Annotated in this window: 9 protein-coding genes and 1 pseudogene; 2 read left to right on the forward strand and 8 right to left on the reverse strand. The window is 59.9% G+C overall.

Features of this window, described 5'->3' with window-relative positions; translation table 11 throughout:
- Positions 1-33 precede the first annotated feature (33 nt).
- From M1E07_RS15715 to M1E07_RS15730, 4 genes are all read right to left on the reverse strand, one after another.
- Entirely contained in the window at positions 34-2,499 is a 2,466-nt protein-coding gene (locus tag M1E07_RS15715) for a sensor domain-containing protein (protein ID WP_461187562.1), read from the reverse strand.
- 548 nt (positions 2,500-3,047) lie between these two features.
- Positions 3,048-4,394 (reverse strand): MinD/ParA family ATP-binding protein, encoded by a 1,347-nt coding sequence (locus tag M1E07_RS15720; protein WP_461187563.1) that lies wholly within the window; start codon positions 4,392-4,394, stop codon positions 3,048-3,050.
- Positions 4,395-4,600: 206 nt separating this feature from the next.
- Positions 4,601-4,747, reverse strand: coding sequence for a hypothetical protein (locus M1E07_RS15725; RefSeq protein ID WP_181037538.1), 147 nt, complete (start codon positions 4,745-4,747; stop codon positions 4,601-4,603).
- Between the two features lie 985 nt (positions 4,748-5,732).
- Positions 5,733-6,713 (reverse strand): acyltransferase family protein, encoded by a 981-nt coding sequence (locus tag M1E07_RS15730; protein ID WP_461187564.1) that lies wholly within the window; start codon positions 6,711-6,713, stop codon positions 5,733-5,735.
- Positions 6,714-7,776: 1,063 nt separating this feature from the next.
- Between M1E07_RS15730 and M1E07_RS15735 the strand changes: the two genes are divergently transcribed.
- Entirely contained in the window at positions 7,777-9,483 is a 1,707-nt protein-coding gene (locus tag M1E07_RS15735) for a right-handed parallel beta-helix repeat-containing protein (RefSeq protein WP_461187565.1), read from the forward strand.
- Here M1E07_RS15735 and M1E07_RS15740 read toward each other — a convergent pair.
- The 3 genes from M1E07_RS15740 to glmS form a co-directional block, all read right to left on the reverse strand.
- The gene (locus M1E07_RS15740; protein WP_461187566.1) at positions 9,480-10,037 is read right to left on the reverse strand and encodes an acyltransferase; all 558 of its coding nucleotides are present in this window, start codon (positions 10,035-10,037) and stop codon (positions 9,480-9,482) included. The genes M1E07_RS15735 and M1E07_RS15740 overlap by 4 nt on opposite strands.
- Before the next feature lie 1,160 nt (positions 10,038-11,197).
- Positions 11,198-12,226, reverse strand: a complete 1,029-nt coding sequence (gene galE / locus M1E07_RS15745; RefSeq protein WP_461187567.1) for a UDP-glucose 4-epimerase GalE — start codon at positions 12,224-12,226, stop codon at positions 11,198-11,200.
- Positions 12,227-12,370: 144 nt separating this feature from the next.
- A complete protein-coding gene (gene glmS, locus M1E07_RS15750; protein WP_461187568.1) occupies positions 12,371-14,257 on the reverse strand; it encodes a glutamine--fructose-6-phosphate transaminase (isomerizing) in 1,887 nt (628 codons plus the stop codon).
- 217 nt (positions 14,258-14,474) lie between these two features.
- Between glmS and M1E07_RS15755 the strand changes: the two genes are divergently transcribed.
- Positions 14,475-15,986 (forward strand): tyrosine-protein kinase domain-containing protein, encoded by a 1,512-nt coding sequence (locus M1E07_RS15755; RefSeq protein WP_461187569.1) that lies wholly within the window; start codon positions 14,475-14,477, stop codon positions 15,984-15,986.
- A 272-nt stretch (positions 15,987-16,258) separates the two neighbouring features.
- Here M1E07_RS15755 and M1E07_RS15760 read toward each other — a convergent pair.
- Positions 16,259-17,131: pseudogene (locus M1E07_RS15760) on the reverse strand (IS3 family transposase); the annotation flags it as partial.
- Between the last annotated feature and the right edge of the window lie 173 nt (positions 17,132-17,304).

Here is a 17,304-nt window from a genome sequence, read left to right on the forward strand (position 1 = left end):
GGCGCCGGCCGCGCAAACGTCCGGACCTAGCCGCTAATGGACGCCCGCCGCACCAGATTTCAGCACTGGGTTGGGCAAAGGCGTGCCAAGCCATGCCGGAATGCATTCGGGAGGCATGGGGCGGCTCCAGTAGTACCCCTGGGCGTGGCGTATGCCGAGGCGGCGAAGTTCAGCGAGCTGCTCGGGCGTTTCTACACCTTCCGCAACCACGTCGAGGCTGAGACTTTCGGCCATGCCAAGAACAAGTTCGATAATGGTTGCCCCATGGGGCCCCTTGCCCAGTTCCTCAACAAAGGTTCGGTCAATTTTCAAGGTCCGGGCCGAAAGCCATTTGAGGTAGCTCAGGGACGAATATCCTGTGCCGAAGTCATCGATGGACAGCCCTACTCCCAGGTTGTGGAGGCGCTGGAGTGTCTCTTTAGGCAGGTCCGGCTGATCCATCAGCACTGTTTCGGTGATCTCCAGGTCCACCGCGCCGGGATCGATGCCGGCGTTCTGGATTGCTGCCTCAACGATGTCTGTGAAGTTGGGCGCCAGAAACTGGCGCCCGGAGATGTTCACTGCGGCTGAGACGTTCTCCGCTCCCTTCAGCTGTGCGCGCCATTGTTGAACCTGCCGAAAGGCTTCATGGAGTACCCACGTGCCGATGGGGACAATCAGGCCTGTCTCCTCGGCGATGGGGATGAATGTGTCGGGCGGGATCAGCCCGTGCTCGGGGTGATGCCAGCGCAGCAACGCTTCGAAGCCGACGGTGCGGCCGTTGCCCGCGTCAACAATGGGCTGGTAGTTCAGGGACAACTCTCCCCGTTCCAAGGCGTGCCGCAGGTCAGACTCCAGGTCCAGCCGCCCCGTAGCCCTTCCAGCCATCAGCACGTCATACACCGCTGACGAATCCCCGCCTGCTGACTTCGCCCGGTACATGGCGGCATCGGCTCCCTGGAGCATCGACTCGGCAGTGTCGTCCGGACCTGCCAGAGCGATGCCAACGCTGAGATTCAGGTAGATCTTCCGTCCGTTGACTTCAAACGGGCGCCTGGTGGATTGCCTGATCCGTTCCGCCAGGGTCCGCGCGCCACGCAGCGTCAGGTTCTCGCAGACTATGACGAATTCATCCCCGCCGAACCGGCCTACGGTGTCACCGCTGCGGACAAAAGCCTTCAGCCGCTCTCCCAGGAGAATCAGGATGGTGTCGCCTGCCCCGTGGCCGATGCCATCGTTGATCAACTTGAACCGGTCCACGTCTACGAACATCACCACAGCCCGGGAGTCCCGATCCAGCAGTCCTTGAAGCACCTCGGTGATGACGTAACGGTTGGGCAAGCCAGTCAGCGCATCATGGCGGGCCCGCCACTCCAGGATCTGCTCCGCCTGCTTGCGCTCGGTGATGTCCAGGACGGTATCAAGGAACCGTCCGGGTTTCCCCTCCTCGGGTTCCACGTTCCGGATGCGGGAGTGCAGCCAGCGCTGCTCGCCATCGGCCCTGACGATCCGGTACTCAAAATCCGCGAACCTGGTTCCCTCCTCCAAGCCCACCCACACCCGTTGAACAAGATCCCTGTCCTCCGGGTGCGTCAGCTTAAGCATTAACTCCCGGGAAGCGGCCTGCCCCGAATCCAGGCCGAAGATCCGGCCGAATTCCTCCGAATGCCAGGTCTCACCCGAGGCCATCGTGTGCTCCACGCTGCCTACGTGCGCCATCTCCTGGGCCGCCAGGAGCTTCTCACGTTCGACGGCGGCCGCCGCACGGAGGCGCTGAATCTCGGTGATGTCCCGGGCGATGACCGACACGCCGGTCTGTTCCCCGCCCGGCCCGTACACCGGTGAGACGGTCAGCTCGACATCAATGACCGATCCGTTCTTGCAGCCCCAGCGCACCTTCAGGCCGGTGACGAATTTTCCGCTCGAAATGCTGGCCTTGACCTCCGCCGCGAAATCCTCCGCGTCACGGGTGGTCAGCAACCGGTAGTTTTGCCCCACCGCTTCCCGGGCGCTCCATCCGAACATCCTGGCCGCCCCGGGGTTCCAGCTGGTGATTGTCCCCGTCATGTCCGCACTGACGATCGCGTCCCCGGAGGATTCCACCATGGCTGAAAACCGCCGTAGAACAGCCTCGTTGTGCTTCCGGTCCGTGATGTCCTTCGAAATTGCCACCACGGCCACGGGCGTGGTGTGCCGTCCGTGGACAGGGCTGATCGTGGCGTGGACAGGAAACTCTCTCCCGGCCGGGTGGTGGATCCAAAGCTCGCCGGACCAGTCTCCGCCGTTGGCGATCCGCCCCCTGATCTCCGCTGTCTCCGCCGCAGACGTACCACGAGCCAGCATCCCCAGGTCCGCTATTCTCGCCCCGATTACCTCAGAGGCACTGAACCCATACAGCCGCTCCGAGGCACGGTTCCAGTACGTCACCCGCCATTGGGCATCCACTCCGATCACCGATTGCCCGATTTCATCGAGCAACAGCGACTGCATGACCAGGTCATCATCATGCTCTTCAGCCATCAGTTCCCTCCCCCGACGGGCTGATGCCCGCTATTCCCCCGCAGCTTCACGAACTGTGGAACATCCACCGGTGCACCAAGAAAGTCCGGCTAGCACCGCAGGAACTACCAGCAGTTACCAAAAACTGGTCGGTATGTCTTGGGACCAGAACTTAGCACTGCCCAAGGCTGCAGGAGAAGAGCAAGCGGGGTCCTGGCACCGAGTACGACGGCGGCTGCCGGGCTAAGTGCAGCGCCACCCTGGGTGCCGCCGGGGGTTTCCGGCTGGTTGGACCAACTAGTGGCGGCCCTTTGCGCGGATCAGTCCTGCCGCCAGGAGTCCTGCCGCGCCCAGTGATGCCAGCATGCCGCCAAGAGCCACGGCGTAGTCGGTGATTGTCATGTCCTGCTCCCTCCGTACTGCCCGTACTGCCTGAAGGGCCCAAGCTACGCCCGGAAGCTTGGGGTTTTGTTGAGGAGCGCCCGCACGTCGAGTCACGATTCGGGCACGGCAGTATCGACGGGCATTTTGAGGAGCTGTTTTGAGTAACCGCAATGCGGCGACAGGCTTTAGCGGTACCCGTCCACAATCGCCGCGGCAATCTCCTTGTAGGCCCGACGCGTCTCGGGCTTCAGCACGTCCAGCGTGACGAGGTCGCCGTCAGCTACCCCGCGGTCGTGCGGGACGGCGATGAGCTCGCGGCAAATGCCGGCCAGGTGTTCCTCGATGGCGTCCTTGTCCACCCGCGAGGACACCTCATCCTTGTCCGTGATCACCACAATGGCGTTCCGTGCCAGGTCCTCATAACCGTGGCTCGCCAGCCAGTGCAGGGTGCTGCGGGCGCGCTTCGCGCCACTGACCGCGTAGCCGGCGGCGATCACCAGGTTATCGGCGGACTGCAGGATCCCGCTCATGGCGTTGTGGGTAACGCCGGTGCCGCAGTCCGTCAGGGCCACAGAGTAGTAGGCAGCAATAAGTTTGCGGATGCGCAGGTACTCTTCAGCAGTCAGCGAGTCCGAGACCTCAGGGTCCTGCTCCCCCGCGATGAGGTGCAGCCTGCCGGCGTGGTGCATGTAGCGGGCCAGGCCGGTGAGCGAATCGATGGAGTCGATGTTCCGCAGCAGGTCCGTAATGGTGCGCGGGCTTGACTGCTGGTAGATACCCTCCCCCAAGGCCCGTTCCACAAGGTCACCGGAGTCCGGGTTGGCGTCGATGGCGCAGGGCGCGTCGCCGCGGTACTCGGCCAGGGTCAGGCCCACGCCCACGGTGGTGGAGGTCTTGCCGATGCCGCCTTTGAGGCTCAGCACCGCGGTGTTGTAGCTGCCCTGCAACTGCCGCGAGATGCGCCGGCCCAGTTCTTCCTCCTGGCGCTGCTTGGCGCCTGGGCCCATGTTCCACGCCCCGCCGGTCATGTTGAATATGGCCCCGCGCACGCCGCCCACCGGCCGCGGTTTCTGTTCCTTCACGAACAGCCCGGGCGAGCTGGTGAAGTCCGGCATGGGCTTGTCTGCGATGGTGTCGGCCACAGTGGGCCGGGCACGCCGGAAGGCGGGGGTTTCAGAAGGAGCACCCGACGGCGCCTGCTCGGCATCCGCAGCAGCGGCACCGGGGATTGAGGTGATGGTGTCAGTCAACACGGGCTGCGCTGACGCCGGCGCCCGGGTGGGCGCCGGAACGGACGCGGCGGGCTTTACTGCATCCGCTGCAGCCGCCGCCTCCGCCCAAGAGGTCCGGCGCGTCGACGGCCTGCCGGCATCGGGCTGAGTGGAGGGGTTCGGTGTTACGGCTGGCATGGTTCCTGTCCGGGCATCCGTCAGCTCACCGTCGCCGTGACGCTTGTCACGGCGACGGCGCAGCTCAGGCTGCCCTGCATCCTCTGCATGGGCGCGTGCGTTCTGATCCGCCGGATCGGGCATGTATGTCCCCCAGGACGTTCGGCAAACTGTTTTTGCAGCACTGGTTCAGACAGTAAGTCTAGGGGCTTAGCCAGATAACCCTGTTCAGACCCGTACGAGGGCTGCGCCCACCACAGCTGCGGTGAGGACCAGGAGGACGACGAGGACCGCGTAGGCCTGCCATTTGGGACGGGTTTTATGGGGATTGATGTCGACGTACGGCATGACTAGCGGCGGTTACCTCGTGGTGCGGCGGGAGCAGTGACCCTGATGGCTCGGCGCTTTAGCCGGAGCATCTGGTGCAGGACAAAGAAGGGAACCAGCAGGGTGCCCAGCAGCGCGCTCAGCGCAAAGGCATACTCAGATATAGCCACAACAGCCTCCATCGGACAGGTGATCCCCCAATCACCCCGACCTAACCACGTGACAGGTGTGATTGACAAGTCACGTCAACAGCAGGCGCGCCGCCTGCAGAAGCTACCCGCGCAAAGCCATCAGCACGACAGCCACCGTCGCGACGGCCAAGGCACTGATAAGAAAATAGGAAAGTACCCTTATATTCCGCTGTCTCAGCTCCCGCCGCGAGTACCGCGCGTCGTAAGTGCCTCCGTATCTACCCATGCCCCAAATGCTAAAAACACAGCCTCAAGGTTTGATCAAGTCACGCGGATTGTTACGTTTATCCCGGTCCGGCTGCTTGGCCGCAGCGTCGCTATAACGGTTCCCACCAGAGTCATGGCAACACGGCAAGGTGCCCCGCCCTTAGTGCCAACCCTGTCGGGTAGGAGAGCATCGCCATGCCATGTCGACAGCGAAGAGATGGTGCTCACCCTGAACAGCGGACGCCACGGAACCCGACAGGCCAAAAGCAATGCGCTCAGAAGGAATGCCGGGCCAGTGGCCGCTTAACTGGGGCATGGTAGGAAAGCCGCGGGATAGCTGCAGCGGCCAGGGGCAGCTTGCGCTCGCCGACTATGAGGGGATCGAACAAAGCACCAAGGCCTGTCAACCGCAAAGCCTGTTGAACCTACGCCGGCCACAGAAACAAAAACTTTAACCTGGGCGCGTAGCTTATACGCCCACCCTTCGCGGTAGTTATCCAACAGGTCACCCGCAGTGTACGAATCACTCAGCACCGCGACGTCAAGCAGCCCTGTCGGACCTGAACTACCTCGCCACGAGAAGCAATGTAAGCCTGAACCTGCTTGCACCGTTGACGGTCCAGATTGTTTTTCCTAGCGACAAGGCCATCTCGCCGAGCAAGACGACGATGGTCAGTGCAACAACAAAGGCGACCATGCGCTTTGCTACTACTCCCGCGAAAGAAGTACGAATCAGAGGTGTTCTCTCCGACCAGGTCTACCTACGGTTCACTTCGGCAACCCGCCAAGCGTCAAGCGGCGGTATGGATACTAGATAGCGCATACAAGGAATCCGTTTTGAAGCTTCAGAAACGATAAAGCCGCAAAGCAACGAAGCCGTAACCGTAAGGCATAGGAGCAGGAATGGGTTTCCGAGAAACAAGGACTCTGGAAGCGCCCTGGTTACGATCAGGATGGCTGGCCAGTGGACGAGGTAGTACGAGAGCGAGTCCCGGCCTATGATCCTAAGCCACTTCATACCGGAAGCCAGGCCTACTGTTCGGCAAACCTTCACGAGCAGTAAGCCCAATGCCGCAACTACGGGCAGCAGTGCCGGTTCATATCGGACGTCGCCCGGCATGAGAGCAGCCGGGATGATGAGCCCAGCAACAAGGACTGATGTTCCGATGACGACGGGGTTGCTGATGGCAGCGGCAGCGCGGGTGCGGTATTCGGACACGGATGACCCGAGCGCGAAGAACACGAAGAGGTATGCGCCGCGACTGACCTGTTCCCAATGCGCAAAGTCCGCGCACACACATGCGGCCAGCCCCCCGAATATCCAAACGCCGCGCGGGGCGTTCCTGGCGGCGAGAGCCAAGGCATAAAAGACGAACAAGTCACGCAGGAACCAAAGATGGTCGATCGGGTGCAGAACGATTCCGGACGGATCCTGCCAAAAGGTGGATTCGTGTGTGAAAGGGGCGGTGGCAGCGAAAAGCGCCATCATAAAACCCGACCACAGAAGGTACGGCCACAAGATCCGCGACGACTTTCCGGCAAGGTAGTTCACGGGCGATTTTCTCAGGGAGTTGGTTAGCAGCATCCCGGAGAGGAACACCAGAACCGGTAACCGCATCGGGGACAGAATCTCGTTCACGATCAAAGCCCAGGACGGCACCTCGACGCGGATGTCCACTTCCACAACCGAGTGGAACACGATGATCAAGATGATGGCCAGCCCGCGAGCAAAGTCCATCCATCCTTCACGCCAAGCGCGGTTACTTTTGATGTCTTTTATCTGCCCCCACATGAGCGCCGATAGTACACGCCGGGCACGAACAGCGCTTGTCACACGGCTTGAGCAGGAACCCGGAAGGGGCTACATCTGGTTTTGCTGGTCCTCAGAATCACGGCGCTCACACTGCACGCTGCAATATCGGTAACCGCCGGGCGACTGGATGGCTGCTTCGTTGACGCGGCAATAAGCACACCGGCTCCGATAGGTGAGGAGCTTGGCGAGAAGCGAGCGGAGCAGGGCCATCCCTTATGTTTAGAGGAACGGCATCAAATTTCACGCAAGGACACCTCAAGATTCCGCAAGGGCCCTTACGCTCGAGTAGCGCCTACGCCAAATGAGTACTCGCCCGACAAGAAGACGCGCAGTCCCCACGGTGCTTGTGTCACTTCAGGCCTGAGAGCTTCTGGACGTGGCCAAAGAGATTGGTATTTGGACCAACCGGAAGCGCCCAGCGATTCCTTCGTGAATCTCTTAAGGCTTCTCCGATAAGGAACCCTGATAACTGCGCTGACGGGCGCTCCTGCAATGTCGGCTGTAGACTCCGACAGAGCCCCAACTGCCCACGGCGATACATATTCCAGTAGGCTGAAAAGGCCACGCCGGCGAGGGTGGCAACTTTGGAGGCGAATGCCAAGATCCAACCCGCCCAACTTCCTGACTTTTCTGCCGCTCATGCCATGAAGGCTGAGGCGGCCACGGCGCAGCCTATCGCGGGGCTGGCGAAGTTCCGGGCAGGACTCGCCCCGCGCAACGTAGCCCCGGTGCCGTTGGTGTTCCCACGTTCAACTACGACGGGAGGAGTCGGGGCGTCGGAACCGTCCAAGCCTTACGTAAACGTTTTGGCCAAGGTGCTTCAAACGCCTACCCGATGGAAAACGAATCTGTGCCTCTGTTATGACCCGGGGGAACGCCTGGCGCGATTTTGGGGCTTCGGCGAGCGAAGTGATCTAAACTGCCACCCGGCGCTCCTGTATCTTCGGACTGCCCAGGATTGGTCAGAGAGTCTGGTGAGGAAACGAAGATGGCATCGCAAGACGATCCCAAGGTAAAGCGCCGTGGGCTTCTGCAATATGGGGCCTTGTTCACTGCGTTTACAGGTGGCTACGCAATATCAGCTCTAAGTACCGACAAGGGTTCCCCCTCCTTCGGCGACGAACTTTCGCCCGTCGCCTATGTCCCAGTTGCCGAAAAGGGCGCCCCAGGGGGCGTCGCAAACCTGGATGGAAATGGGAAGATCCTCGCTACCCAACTTCCCGACCCCTCCGGCTCCTACCCCGGCGTGGTTGCCCTGAAAGGTGACGGCATCGACCCGACCGGCATCATGGACTCAACAGCAGCAATCCAAGCCAAACTAAACACTGCCGCCAACAAGCACGCTTACCTGCCCCCTGGAACCTTCAAGGTCGCAGGCACAATCACGCTCGCAGGAGAACGCACCATGCTTCATGGGCCGGGCATACTCTCGTGGTCTGCTGGCATCGAGAACAGCCCGGCACTCCTCGTCACCGGCAGGGGCACGGTCGTTGATGGAGTGACGTTAATTAACCCCTTTGAGCTGGGAGCCCAGACTGGCCATGCAAGCTCGGGTCTTCAAATACAAGCGCATGATGTCATCGTCACGAACTGCCTCATTGATTCCTTTCAGACTGGCATCCACGTCTACCAAAACGGCGAATGGATGGACATCGTCATAGCCAATAACCGAATCAAGGACGTGCTTGGCTCCGGCGACGGACCGATCAATCCAGTGTCGGATCGGGGCGAGGACCGGGGTGATGGGATCATGGTCACGGGAGCTGGCGTGAGCATCACCGGAAACGTGGTCAACGCGAAGGCGGGCCGGGATGCCCGCATTGGCATCCACTGCGAGTCGCTAACTGACCAGGCGCCTAACCACCCGGACGGCGAGAACCGTTCGTTCACGATCGCTGGCAACATCATCACAGGCCCCTTCCGCCGCTCGATCGCGACCGAGGACGTCTCGAACGCGGCCATCACCGGCAACGCTTGCGCGGACGCGACCTGGTGGGGCATCAGCGTCTCTGGAACCTGCCACGGCATCACTGTTAGCGGCAATTCGCTGGTGTGGACGATGCCCGCTGGCCAGACGCCAGGCCTCGCTTGGCGTCCAGAAACCTGCTGCTTTCAGATTCTCAATGGCGTGAAGGGCGTAACGTTCGCAGACAACACCGTCACTCTCAAAGGAACGTCCAAGAGCGTCATCCGTATTGAGGGTGGAGAATTAGGCCGTCCCGACAACGTGACTATCGCCGGCAATGTCTTTCAGTGCGACGGGGGAGCTTATGAGGTCGGCGTCTCGGCGTCTGCAGGAACTGGCGACGTCAACATCTCGGGAAACATCATCGAGGGCTTTTTGGTCTCAGGCTTGAGTATTAGCGGCGTCTCGGGTGTCATAGTTACTAACAACTACATCGACGGCGTCACCGCGGGCGCATCAAACCACTGGGGCATTTTGTCTGATGGAACCACTAAGGGTGGTGTCATTGCTACGAACCGCGTGAATAATGTCCACAAGGGCGTCGAGCGCGCTAACTCGGAGGGCGGCGCCGTCATCACCTCAAACGAATTCAGGGGATGCTTTACTGCGATCGACCTTTATGCCACGTCGAACGCTCTTGTTACAAACAACGCTTTCATTTCCTGCCCTACAGCAATTGCCAACGCTAATGGCACTAACGTGACAAGCCCAAATGCGACCGTCCCCTAGCCGAAGGGGCGGGCAGGTACGCCAGCGACGGTAGAAGCTGCAAGGACGTCCTTCGTCACGACCGCTCCCGCTGCTACCGTCGCTCCGGCCCCAACTTTTACACCGGCGAGAACGACGCTAGAAGCCCCTAGCCATACATCCTCTTCAATGTGGACAGGCGAAGATTTGAAAACTAAGTTACGTAACGGAACACTGTGGTCATGGTTGCCGTCGCGGACCACTACATTTTCGGCAATCTGTGTGCCGGTACCGATGTAGATCGACTCGCGAGCCACGATGGTAGTGTTTTGCCCGACGTAGTCGGCGGCAATGTCCAGCCGAGCGTTACGTCCCGCCGTAAGTGTTACCCCTGGGCTCACGTGACACCCGTCAAGCTGCATCTTGCCACCGCGATGGAGGTAAATACGGACATTAGCACTGATGTGCACTGCCCCGCTAGTCGTAAGGCCCGGAAACCTAGCCTTCAGCGCAAGAAGCCGGACTCCAGACCATATCTTATCCACGCCCAGTACAGCACCATTAAGCATGAAGCCAATTATATTTCGAACTGCCATCGAGACTTCTTTCTGTCATTGCCTCAAGCCAAGGCATTATTGACGGTTTTTACGGTGGTTGCTAACCAAGCCATGCAAGGTAATCCAGCCATTACGGCGGAGCCGAACCACGACCAGAACCATACGGCGCTAAGGCTTGTTATGAACAGGCATAAGGGATTTGTCGCGGTGGTGCATGGCGGCAGTTTGACGAAGCACATGCGCGCACTTTTCTCGGTACGAGTCCTCGAAAAATCGGGCGGGCGCCTTGCTCCACGCGATCACAGATGTTTTAGATGTTGGGGTGCCCTCACGAGGTCATGGTCCGCAAGCCCTCACCATAATTATGAATGATGACCTGAACTATCACCTGAATCAAAGAGAACAGGCTGATCCTTCACGCCGACGCAACTATTCCACGTTCGCGTCTTCGCCTGCGATAGGTCGGCAGAACTGTGTAGGCCTTTCGCAGAAAGGCCTACAGCGGCTTGGCCAACGCAGCTTCTGGAGGAAAGGGTGGGTGCTTCTGCGGTGACAGTGTTACCAGTTTAATCCCATTCAAAAGGCAAGCTTGAGAAGCGTTATGATCGAAGCGCAGTTTGCACGTCAAAGTTAGGGACGTTGCTTTGTCCCGCCAAAATCCGAGACGTCAACTGACATTCATAACAGATACCTACGAACTGGTGGGGACAATCTAAAGGCATGGCGCCTTCCACCTGAGACAGCGAAACTTTCACAGCCACATTTATACCACCATGAGTCCATGATTTGTGCATTCCACCTCTCCTGCTTGTACGGGCCGCTTTGTTACTCCTCGATTCAATGCTTTAAGTCTCATCGCCGCGTCTTCACATAAAGCAAGAAACTTCAAGTCGTGCAGTCGGAACACCAAAGCGGTTACGGGTCGGGCCCGATGGCAGTGCAAGCGAGTAGATAGCGGGTGTGGTCATCGAGGAAGTTCAGGATCTAGATAACGAGTGAATCGAACTGCCAATATTTTGTGCGGGTAGGTCTCGAAGCGGCGCGGCGAACATTTGGGACAGTTTCGGTCCTAGGGAGATCAGCGCGGCCGGACTTGAGGGATCGCCGAGGCCGAAAGTTGTTACGGAGCCTCCAGGGTCCAAATCTGTACGACACCTTTTGGGGAATGCCAATGGAGCGAGGTCAAGGAAGATCTGACCTCACGTTGGCTCGTGGGCTTCCATATATCCATTGGGGTTAGCCTTTTGCCAACGCCAATGGTCCTCGCACATCTGTGCCAGCCCTCTCCCGGCCGACCACCCTAAGTCCGCCAGAGCCGAGGCCGGGTCTGCGAAGCTTACGGCCGCGTCACCCGCACGGCGTGGCGCCAATTCGTATGGAATGGGACGACCGGCGGCCTTACCGAAGGCCTCAATAACCTCAAGCACAGAATACCCCCGTCCTGTGCCAAGGTTCCACCGGAAGACGCCTGAGGACCGGCGCAAGTATGCCAGGGCAGCTAGATGACCGGCCGCCAGATCCATAACATGTATGTAGTCTCTGACTCCGGTCCCATCTGGGGTGGAATAGTCACTACCGAAAACGCTCACCACTGAACGACGGCCAACAGCTACTTGCGCAACGAAGGGAAGCAAGTTACTGGGTGTCCCCTGGGGGTCTTCCCCAATCAGCCCTGAGGGATGAGCTCCAACAGGATTAAAATACCGTAAAAGGGCTATTCTCCATCTCGAGTCAGCAGCTCCTAAGTCCGACAAAATGTCTTCGATCTGCTCTTTAGTGCGACCGTAAGGGTTTGTTGCCCCCAATTCGCACTTTTCCGTCAGGGGAACGTTTTCGTTTGATCCGTAGACTGTAGCGGAGGAGCTGAAAACTAGCGTTCTAACGCCGTATTTATCCATTGAGGTAATAAGGTTTAGGGTGCCTACAACGTTGTTCTTATAATATTTCAAGGGCATATCAACTGACTCACCGACTGCTTTTAGACCAGCGAAGTGAATAACTGCGTCGAAGGCACCTTCGCTCACAAGCGTGTCCACCGCTCCCTCATCAAGCAGATCCAAAATGCGAAGGTCGACGTCACGCTGAGCTAGATATTGCACCCGGGCCAGGGATTCGGAATTGGAGTTTACGAGGTTATCCACCACCACAACGTCATGGCCTTCCTCGAGAAGAGTGAGTGTTGTGTGGGACCCGATGTAACCGGCGCCGCCGGTGACCAATACCTTCATATGCACTAGTCTAAGGCGGCGCCAGTTACTTGCAGGTTCGCGCTTCTTCGTTGTTAGGGGTGCGCTACTGCAGGAGTGATAGTGGTCATGTTGGCGCAACGACCAAGACGTTACTCAAACTTCGAGCCGATCCGTGACCAGGGCTTATTCGACGGTGACGCTCTTGGCGAGGTTGCGGGGCTGGTCCACGTCGTAGCCCTTGGCTCCGGAGAGTTCCGCGGCGAAGATTTGCAGCGGGACGGTGGTCAGCAGCGGCATGAGCAGGGTGGGGGTTTCGGGGACATAGAAGACGTACTCGGCGTAAGCCTTGACGGCTTCGTCGCCTTCCTCGGCGATGACCAGGGTACGGGCCCCGCGGGCGCGGACTTCCTGGATGTTGGACACCACCTTGGCGTGCAGGGAATCGCGGCCGCGCGGGGACGGGACTACCACGAAGACCGGCTTGCCCTCATCGATCAAGGCGATCGGGCCGTGCTTGAGTTCACCGGCGGCGAAGCCCTCGGCGTGGATGTACGCGATTTCCTTCAGCTTCAGCGCGCCCTCGAGAGCCACGGGGTAGCCCACGTGGCGGCCCAGGAACAGCACCGACGTTTCGTTGGCCATGCTGCGGGCGAGTTCACGGAGTGGTTCGGCGTTGTCCAGGATGGTCTGGATCTTCGCGGGGATCTTGTTCAGGTCCGCGAGGACGTCCTTGATCTGGCCGGAGAAGATGTTCCCGCGCAGCTGCGCCAGGTACAGGCCCAGCAGGTACGCTGCGGTGATCTGGGCAAGGAACGCCTTGGTGGAAGCCACCGCGATCTCCGGGCCGGCGTGCGTGTACAGCACCGCGTCCGATTCGCGCGGAATGGTGGAGCCGTTGGTGTTGCAGATCGAGATGGCCTTCGCGCCCTGTTCCCGGGCGTAACGGACGGCCATCAGGGTGTCCATGGTTTCACCGGACTGGCTGATGGACACCACCAGGGTGTTCTCATCCAGGATCGGGTCGCGGTAGCGGAACTCGTGCGCGAGCTCCACCTCAGTGGGGATCCGGCACCAGTTCTCAATCGCGTACTTCGCCACCGTGCCGGCATAGGCGGCAGTGCCGCAGGCCAGGACGATGATCTTGTTGACCTGCTTCAGCAGCTCCGGGTCGATCCGGAGCTCGTCCAGGGTCAGCATCCCGTTCAGGTCGGAACGGCCCAGCAGGGTCTGGGCGACGGCGTCGGGCTGGTCATGGATTTCCTTCTCCATGAACGAGCTGAAGCCGCCCTTCTCCGCAGAGGCGGGGTCCCAGTCCACGTGGTATTCCTTGCCCGCGGCGGGATTGCCGAAGAAGTCGGTGATGTCCACCGTGTCAGCGGTGATGGTGACAATCTGGTCCTGGCCCAGCTCCACCGCACGGCGGGTGTAATCGATGAACCCGGACACGTCCGAGCCCAGGAAGTTCTCGCCTTCGCCCAGGCCAACCACCAGGGGCGAGTTGCGGCGGGCGGCCACCACGACGCCGGGCTGGTCAGCGTGGACCGCCAGCAGGGTGAAAGCGCCCTCCAGACGCTGGCAGGCGAGCTCCATCGCGCGGGTCAGGCCGCCGTCGGAGACATCGCCGCCGAGCTTGTCCCGGAAGATGTCCCCGAGCAGCGCGGCGGCCACCTCGGTGTCCGTTTCGGACAGGAACGTGACCCCCTTGTCCAGCAGCTCGAGCTTGAGCTCGGCGAAGTTCTCGATGATGCCGTTGTGGATAACGGCGAGCCTGCCCTCATCGGCCAGGTGCGGGTGCGCGTTGCGGTCCGTCGGTCCGCCATGGGTGGCCCACCGGGTATGGCCGATCCCGGTCACCGTCTCCGGCAGCGGCCGGGCTTCCAGCTCGGCGATCAGGTTGCTCAGCTTCCCGGATTTCTTCCGGGACTCAATCAAGCCTTGGGACACCACGGCGACCCCTGCGGAGTCGTAGCCCCGGTACTCCAGCCGGCGCAGTCCCTCAAGAACTACGTTCAGCGCACTGTGACTTCCGCCGTGATTAGAACGGCCCACGTATCCTACGATTCCACACATAAGTTGCAACCTTACAGGCACAGGCAACGCCCTCGGGCGGACATGCAGATACGCAAGTCCTCCTTCCAGCAGGCAGTCAGCATTACTGCTTCCTGCCATGACTTCACGGATATCACCACCTTGTTGGGCAGGTATAATTCTCGTTGTCCACACTAGAGAACTCTCAGGAAACGTGTGACTACTGCCGACTTAAGCATTTACTCAGGGGGAACCTAGTTTGGACCTACGCGAATACCTGCGCATCATGCGGCGCAACTGGATGCCGGTCCTCGGGATTACGCTCTTGGGCCTTCTTCTAGCTGGAGGAGCCTCTGCTCTTGCTCGGCCGACATACACAGCTGAAACTCAATTGTTTGTTGCGATACAAGGCTCTGGTTCAGTTTCGGAACTTCAGCAAGGCAATACGTTCGGACAATCACGGGTTCAATCTTATGTAAAGACTGTCACATCACCCTTAGTCTTGCAGCCCGCGATCGAGTCGCTGGGCCTCGACGTAACGCCGGAGCAATTGGCAAGTCAAATAAAAGCAAGTACCGATCTCAACACTGTATTGATTTCCATTGCCGTCACTGATTCCTCGCCTGTTCAAGCCGCGGCGATTGCGCAGGCCGTGGCGGGCAGCTTGGTCAAGGCAGTCGATGCTTTGGAGACTCCAGAAACCGGCGAATCGTCTCCAGTCAGCTTGTCAGTCATAAAACCGGCCGTTGCCCCACCCACGCCTTCGTCACCGAACACGAAACTGAACTTGCTCATTGGTCTTCTTGCTGGCCTGATGGCGGGCCTAGCTTTTGCAATAGTTCGGACGGTGTTGGACACCCGCATACGAGGCGAGGCCGACGTGCGCGCGGTGACCCAAGCTCCATTACTTGGGGCCATATCGTACGCCGAAGAAGCGATTCGACGGCCACTACTGACTCAAGCACAACATCAGAGCCCACGAGCAGAATCGTTCCGACAGCTAAGAACCAATCTGCAATTTGCTAACTACTCAGGGCGAGCCAAGTCCATTCTCATAACATCCTCACTGCCGGGCGAAGGCAAGAGCACCACGGCTACGAACTTGGCCATCGCGCTCGCTCAGGCTGGTACTGCTGTCTGCCTCGTGGATGCGGATCTTCGTCGACCTTCTGTCAACAGTTATCTGGGGTTGGACCGTAACGCCGGCCTAACTACTGCTCTAGTAGGGGACGTTGACGTCAATGACCTGCTTCAGCCTTGGGGTGAAGACAACCTCTACATTCTTGCCTCTGGTCAAATTCCTCCTAACCCAAGTGAGCTCTTGGGCTCCTCACAGATGGAAGAACTGATAGGACGTTTGGAGCACGAATTTGACACCGTCATCATAGATGCGCCACCCCTACTGCCCGTGACGGATGCCGCAGTGCTGTCCCAACATGTGGGCGGAGTCGTTGTTGTAGTCGGATCTCAAAAACTTCGACAGCAGGACCTGGAAAAGTCGTTGGCAGCGCTCGAGATGGTTAGTGCAAAACTACTCGGGGTGGTCTTAAACCGGCTGCCAGCAAAAGGACCCGACGCCTATTCCTACACTTACTACAGTCATGACGAGCCTCGACATACTGAGGAACCCAAGGGGACCAATCGAAGAAAAGGTACAAAAGGCGCTTCAATGCCATCATTCGTCCCTACAGAGGTATCTTCCACGGGTGACAAGTTCCAGCGCTCCCTGTCTGCCGACGATGAACATCAGCCTTCGTCCCCCAGGTACTAGCAAAAAAGGCCCTCGCATTTAGGCGAGGCTGGTCGATCGACGCCGTATGGCGGAGGCCGCTGGCGGCGGCCGGGATGGCAGGTTTGCCCACCGTGTTCGGGCCCGATGATCGGTGGTTGGTCTGGCAGCGGGTGGGCGGCTCTTCACGGTTCATGGTGAAGGGAATCCCCGGATGAAGGTAAGGCCGTCGTCCGGACGGCACTTCTCATGAGATTAACCGAGGTGTAGTTGGATAGGTTCGGGACTGCCCCGGCTTTTGTTGACTCGGGGTCTTAGGCCGCTGTGAGCGCGGTCCGGTTGATTGTTTCATATTCGATGGGCGTGAGTTTTCCCAGCCGTCTTTGCCGTCATCGGCGGTGGTAGGTCCTTTCGATCCAGGTTGTGATGGCCAGTCGGAGGTCCTGTCTGGTGAGCCACCGCTGACGGTCCAGGAGGTTCTTCTGCAGCAGCGAGAAGAACGATTCCTTCGCGGCGTTGTCCGCGCACGCACCGACCCTGCCCATCGAGCCGGTGAGCCCGTGGTGACGGAGTGATTCGACGAACCGGCGTGACCGGAACTGGGACCCGCGGTCGGAGTGCACCACCGTCGCTGCCGGGCGGCGTGCCCGGACTGCGTTCTCCAACGCGGACACCGCAAGCGAGGACTTCATCCGGGCGTCCATCGAGTACCCGACGATCCTGCCGGAGTAGACGTCCTTCACCGCGCAGAGGTAGAGCTTCCCTTCTTCGGTGGGGTGCTCGGTGATGTCTGTCAGCCACAGATCGTTCGGCGCCGCGGCGGTGAAGTCCCGCTCCACCAGATCGTCGTGGACCGGTGGCCCCGGTTTCCGGTTCAGACCCTGCTTCTTTGAGAACACTGACCAGATGCCGTGGTCCCTGCATAAGCGCTGGACCCTGTTCTCGCCCGCCGTGATGCCCTTCTCCGGGAGCTCGTCGGCGATGAACCGGTACCCGAACGCCGGATCGCCGGCATGGATGTCCAGTGCGGCGTTGACCAGGTGCGCATCGATCCAGTCCCGTTCCGTCACCGGGTTCGCCTTCCACCGGTAGTAGCCTTGCTTGCTGAATCCGAATACCCTGCAGGTCACCGCCACGGAAACACCGTCAGCGGCAAGATCCGTGACCAGCGGGTAGGTCTGTAATGGTCAGTAGCCGGCCAGAGGCTGGCTGGCAGGCTGGTCCCGGAGAGTGGCGCGTGACTCAGGGTATATCCGACCCGCTCGTGCGGTGTCTTTGAAAATGACTCGTCCGCGCCGTTCCCCAGGCACCGGTCTGCCCCGCCGCGGATGACCTGATCAGAAGACTGTCCACCTTTGGT

It is taken from the genome of Arthrobacter sp. Z4-13, assembly GCF_054792705.1.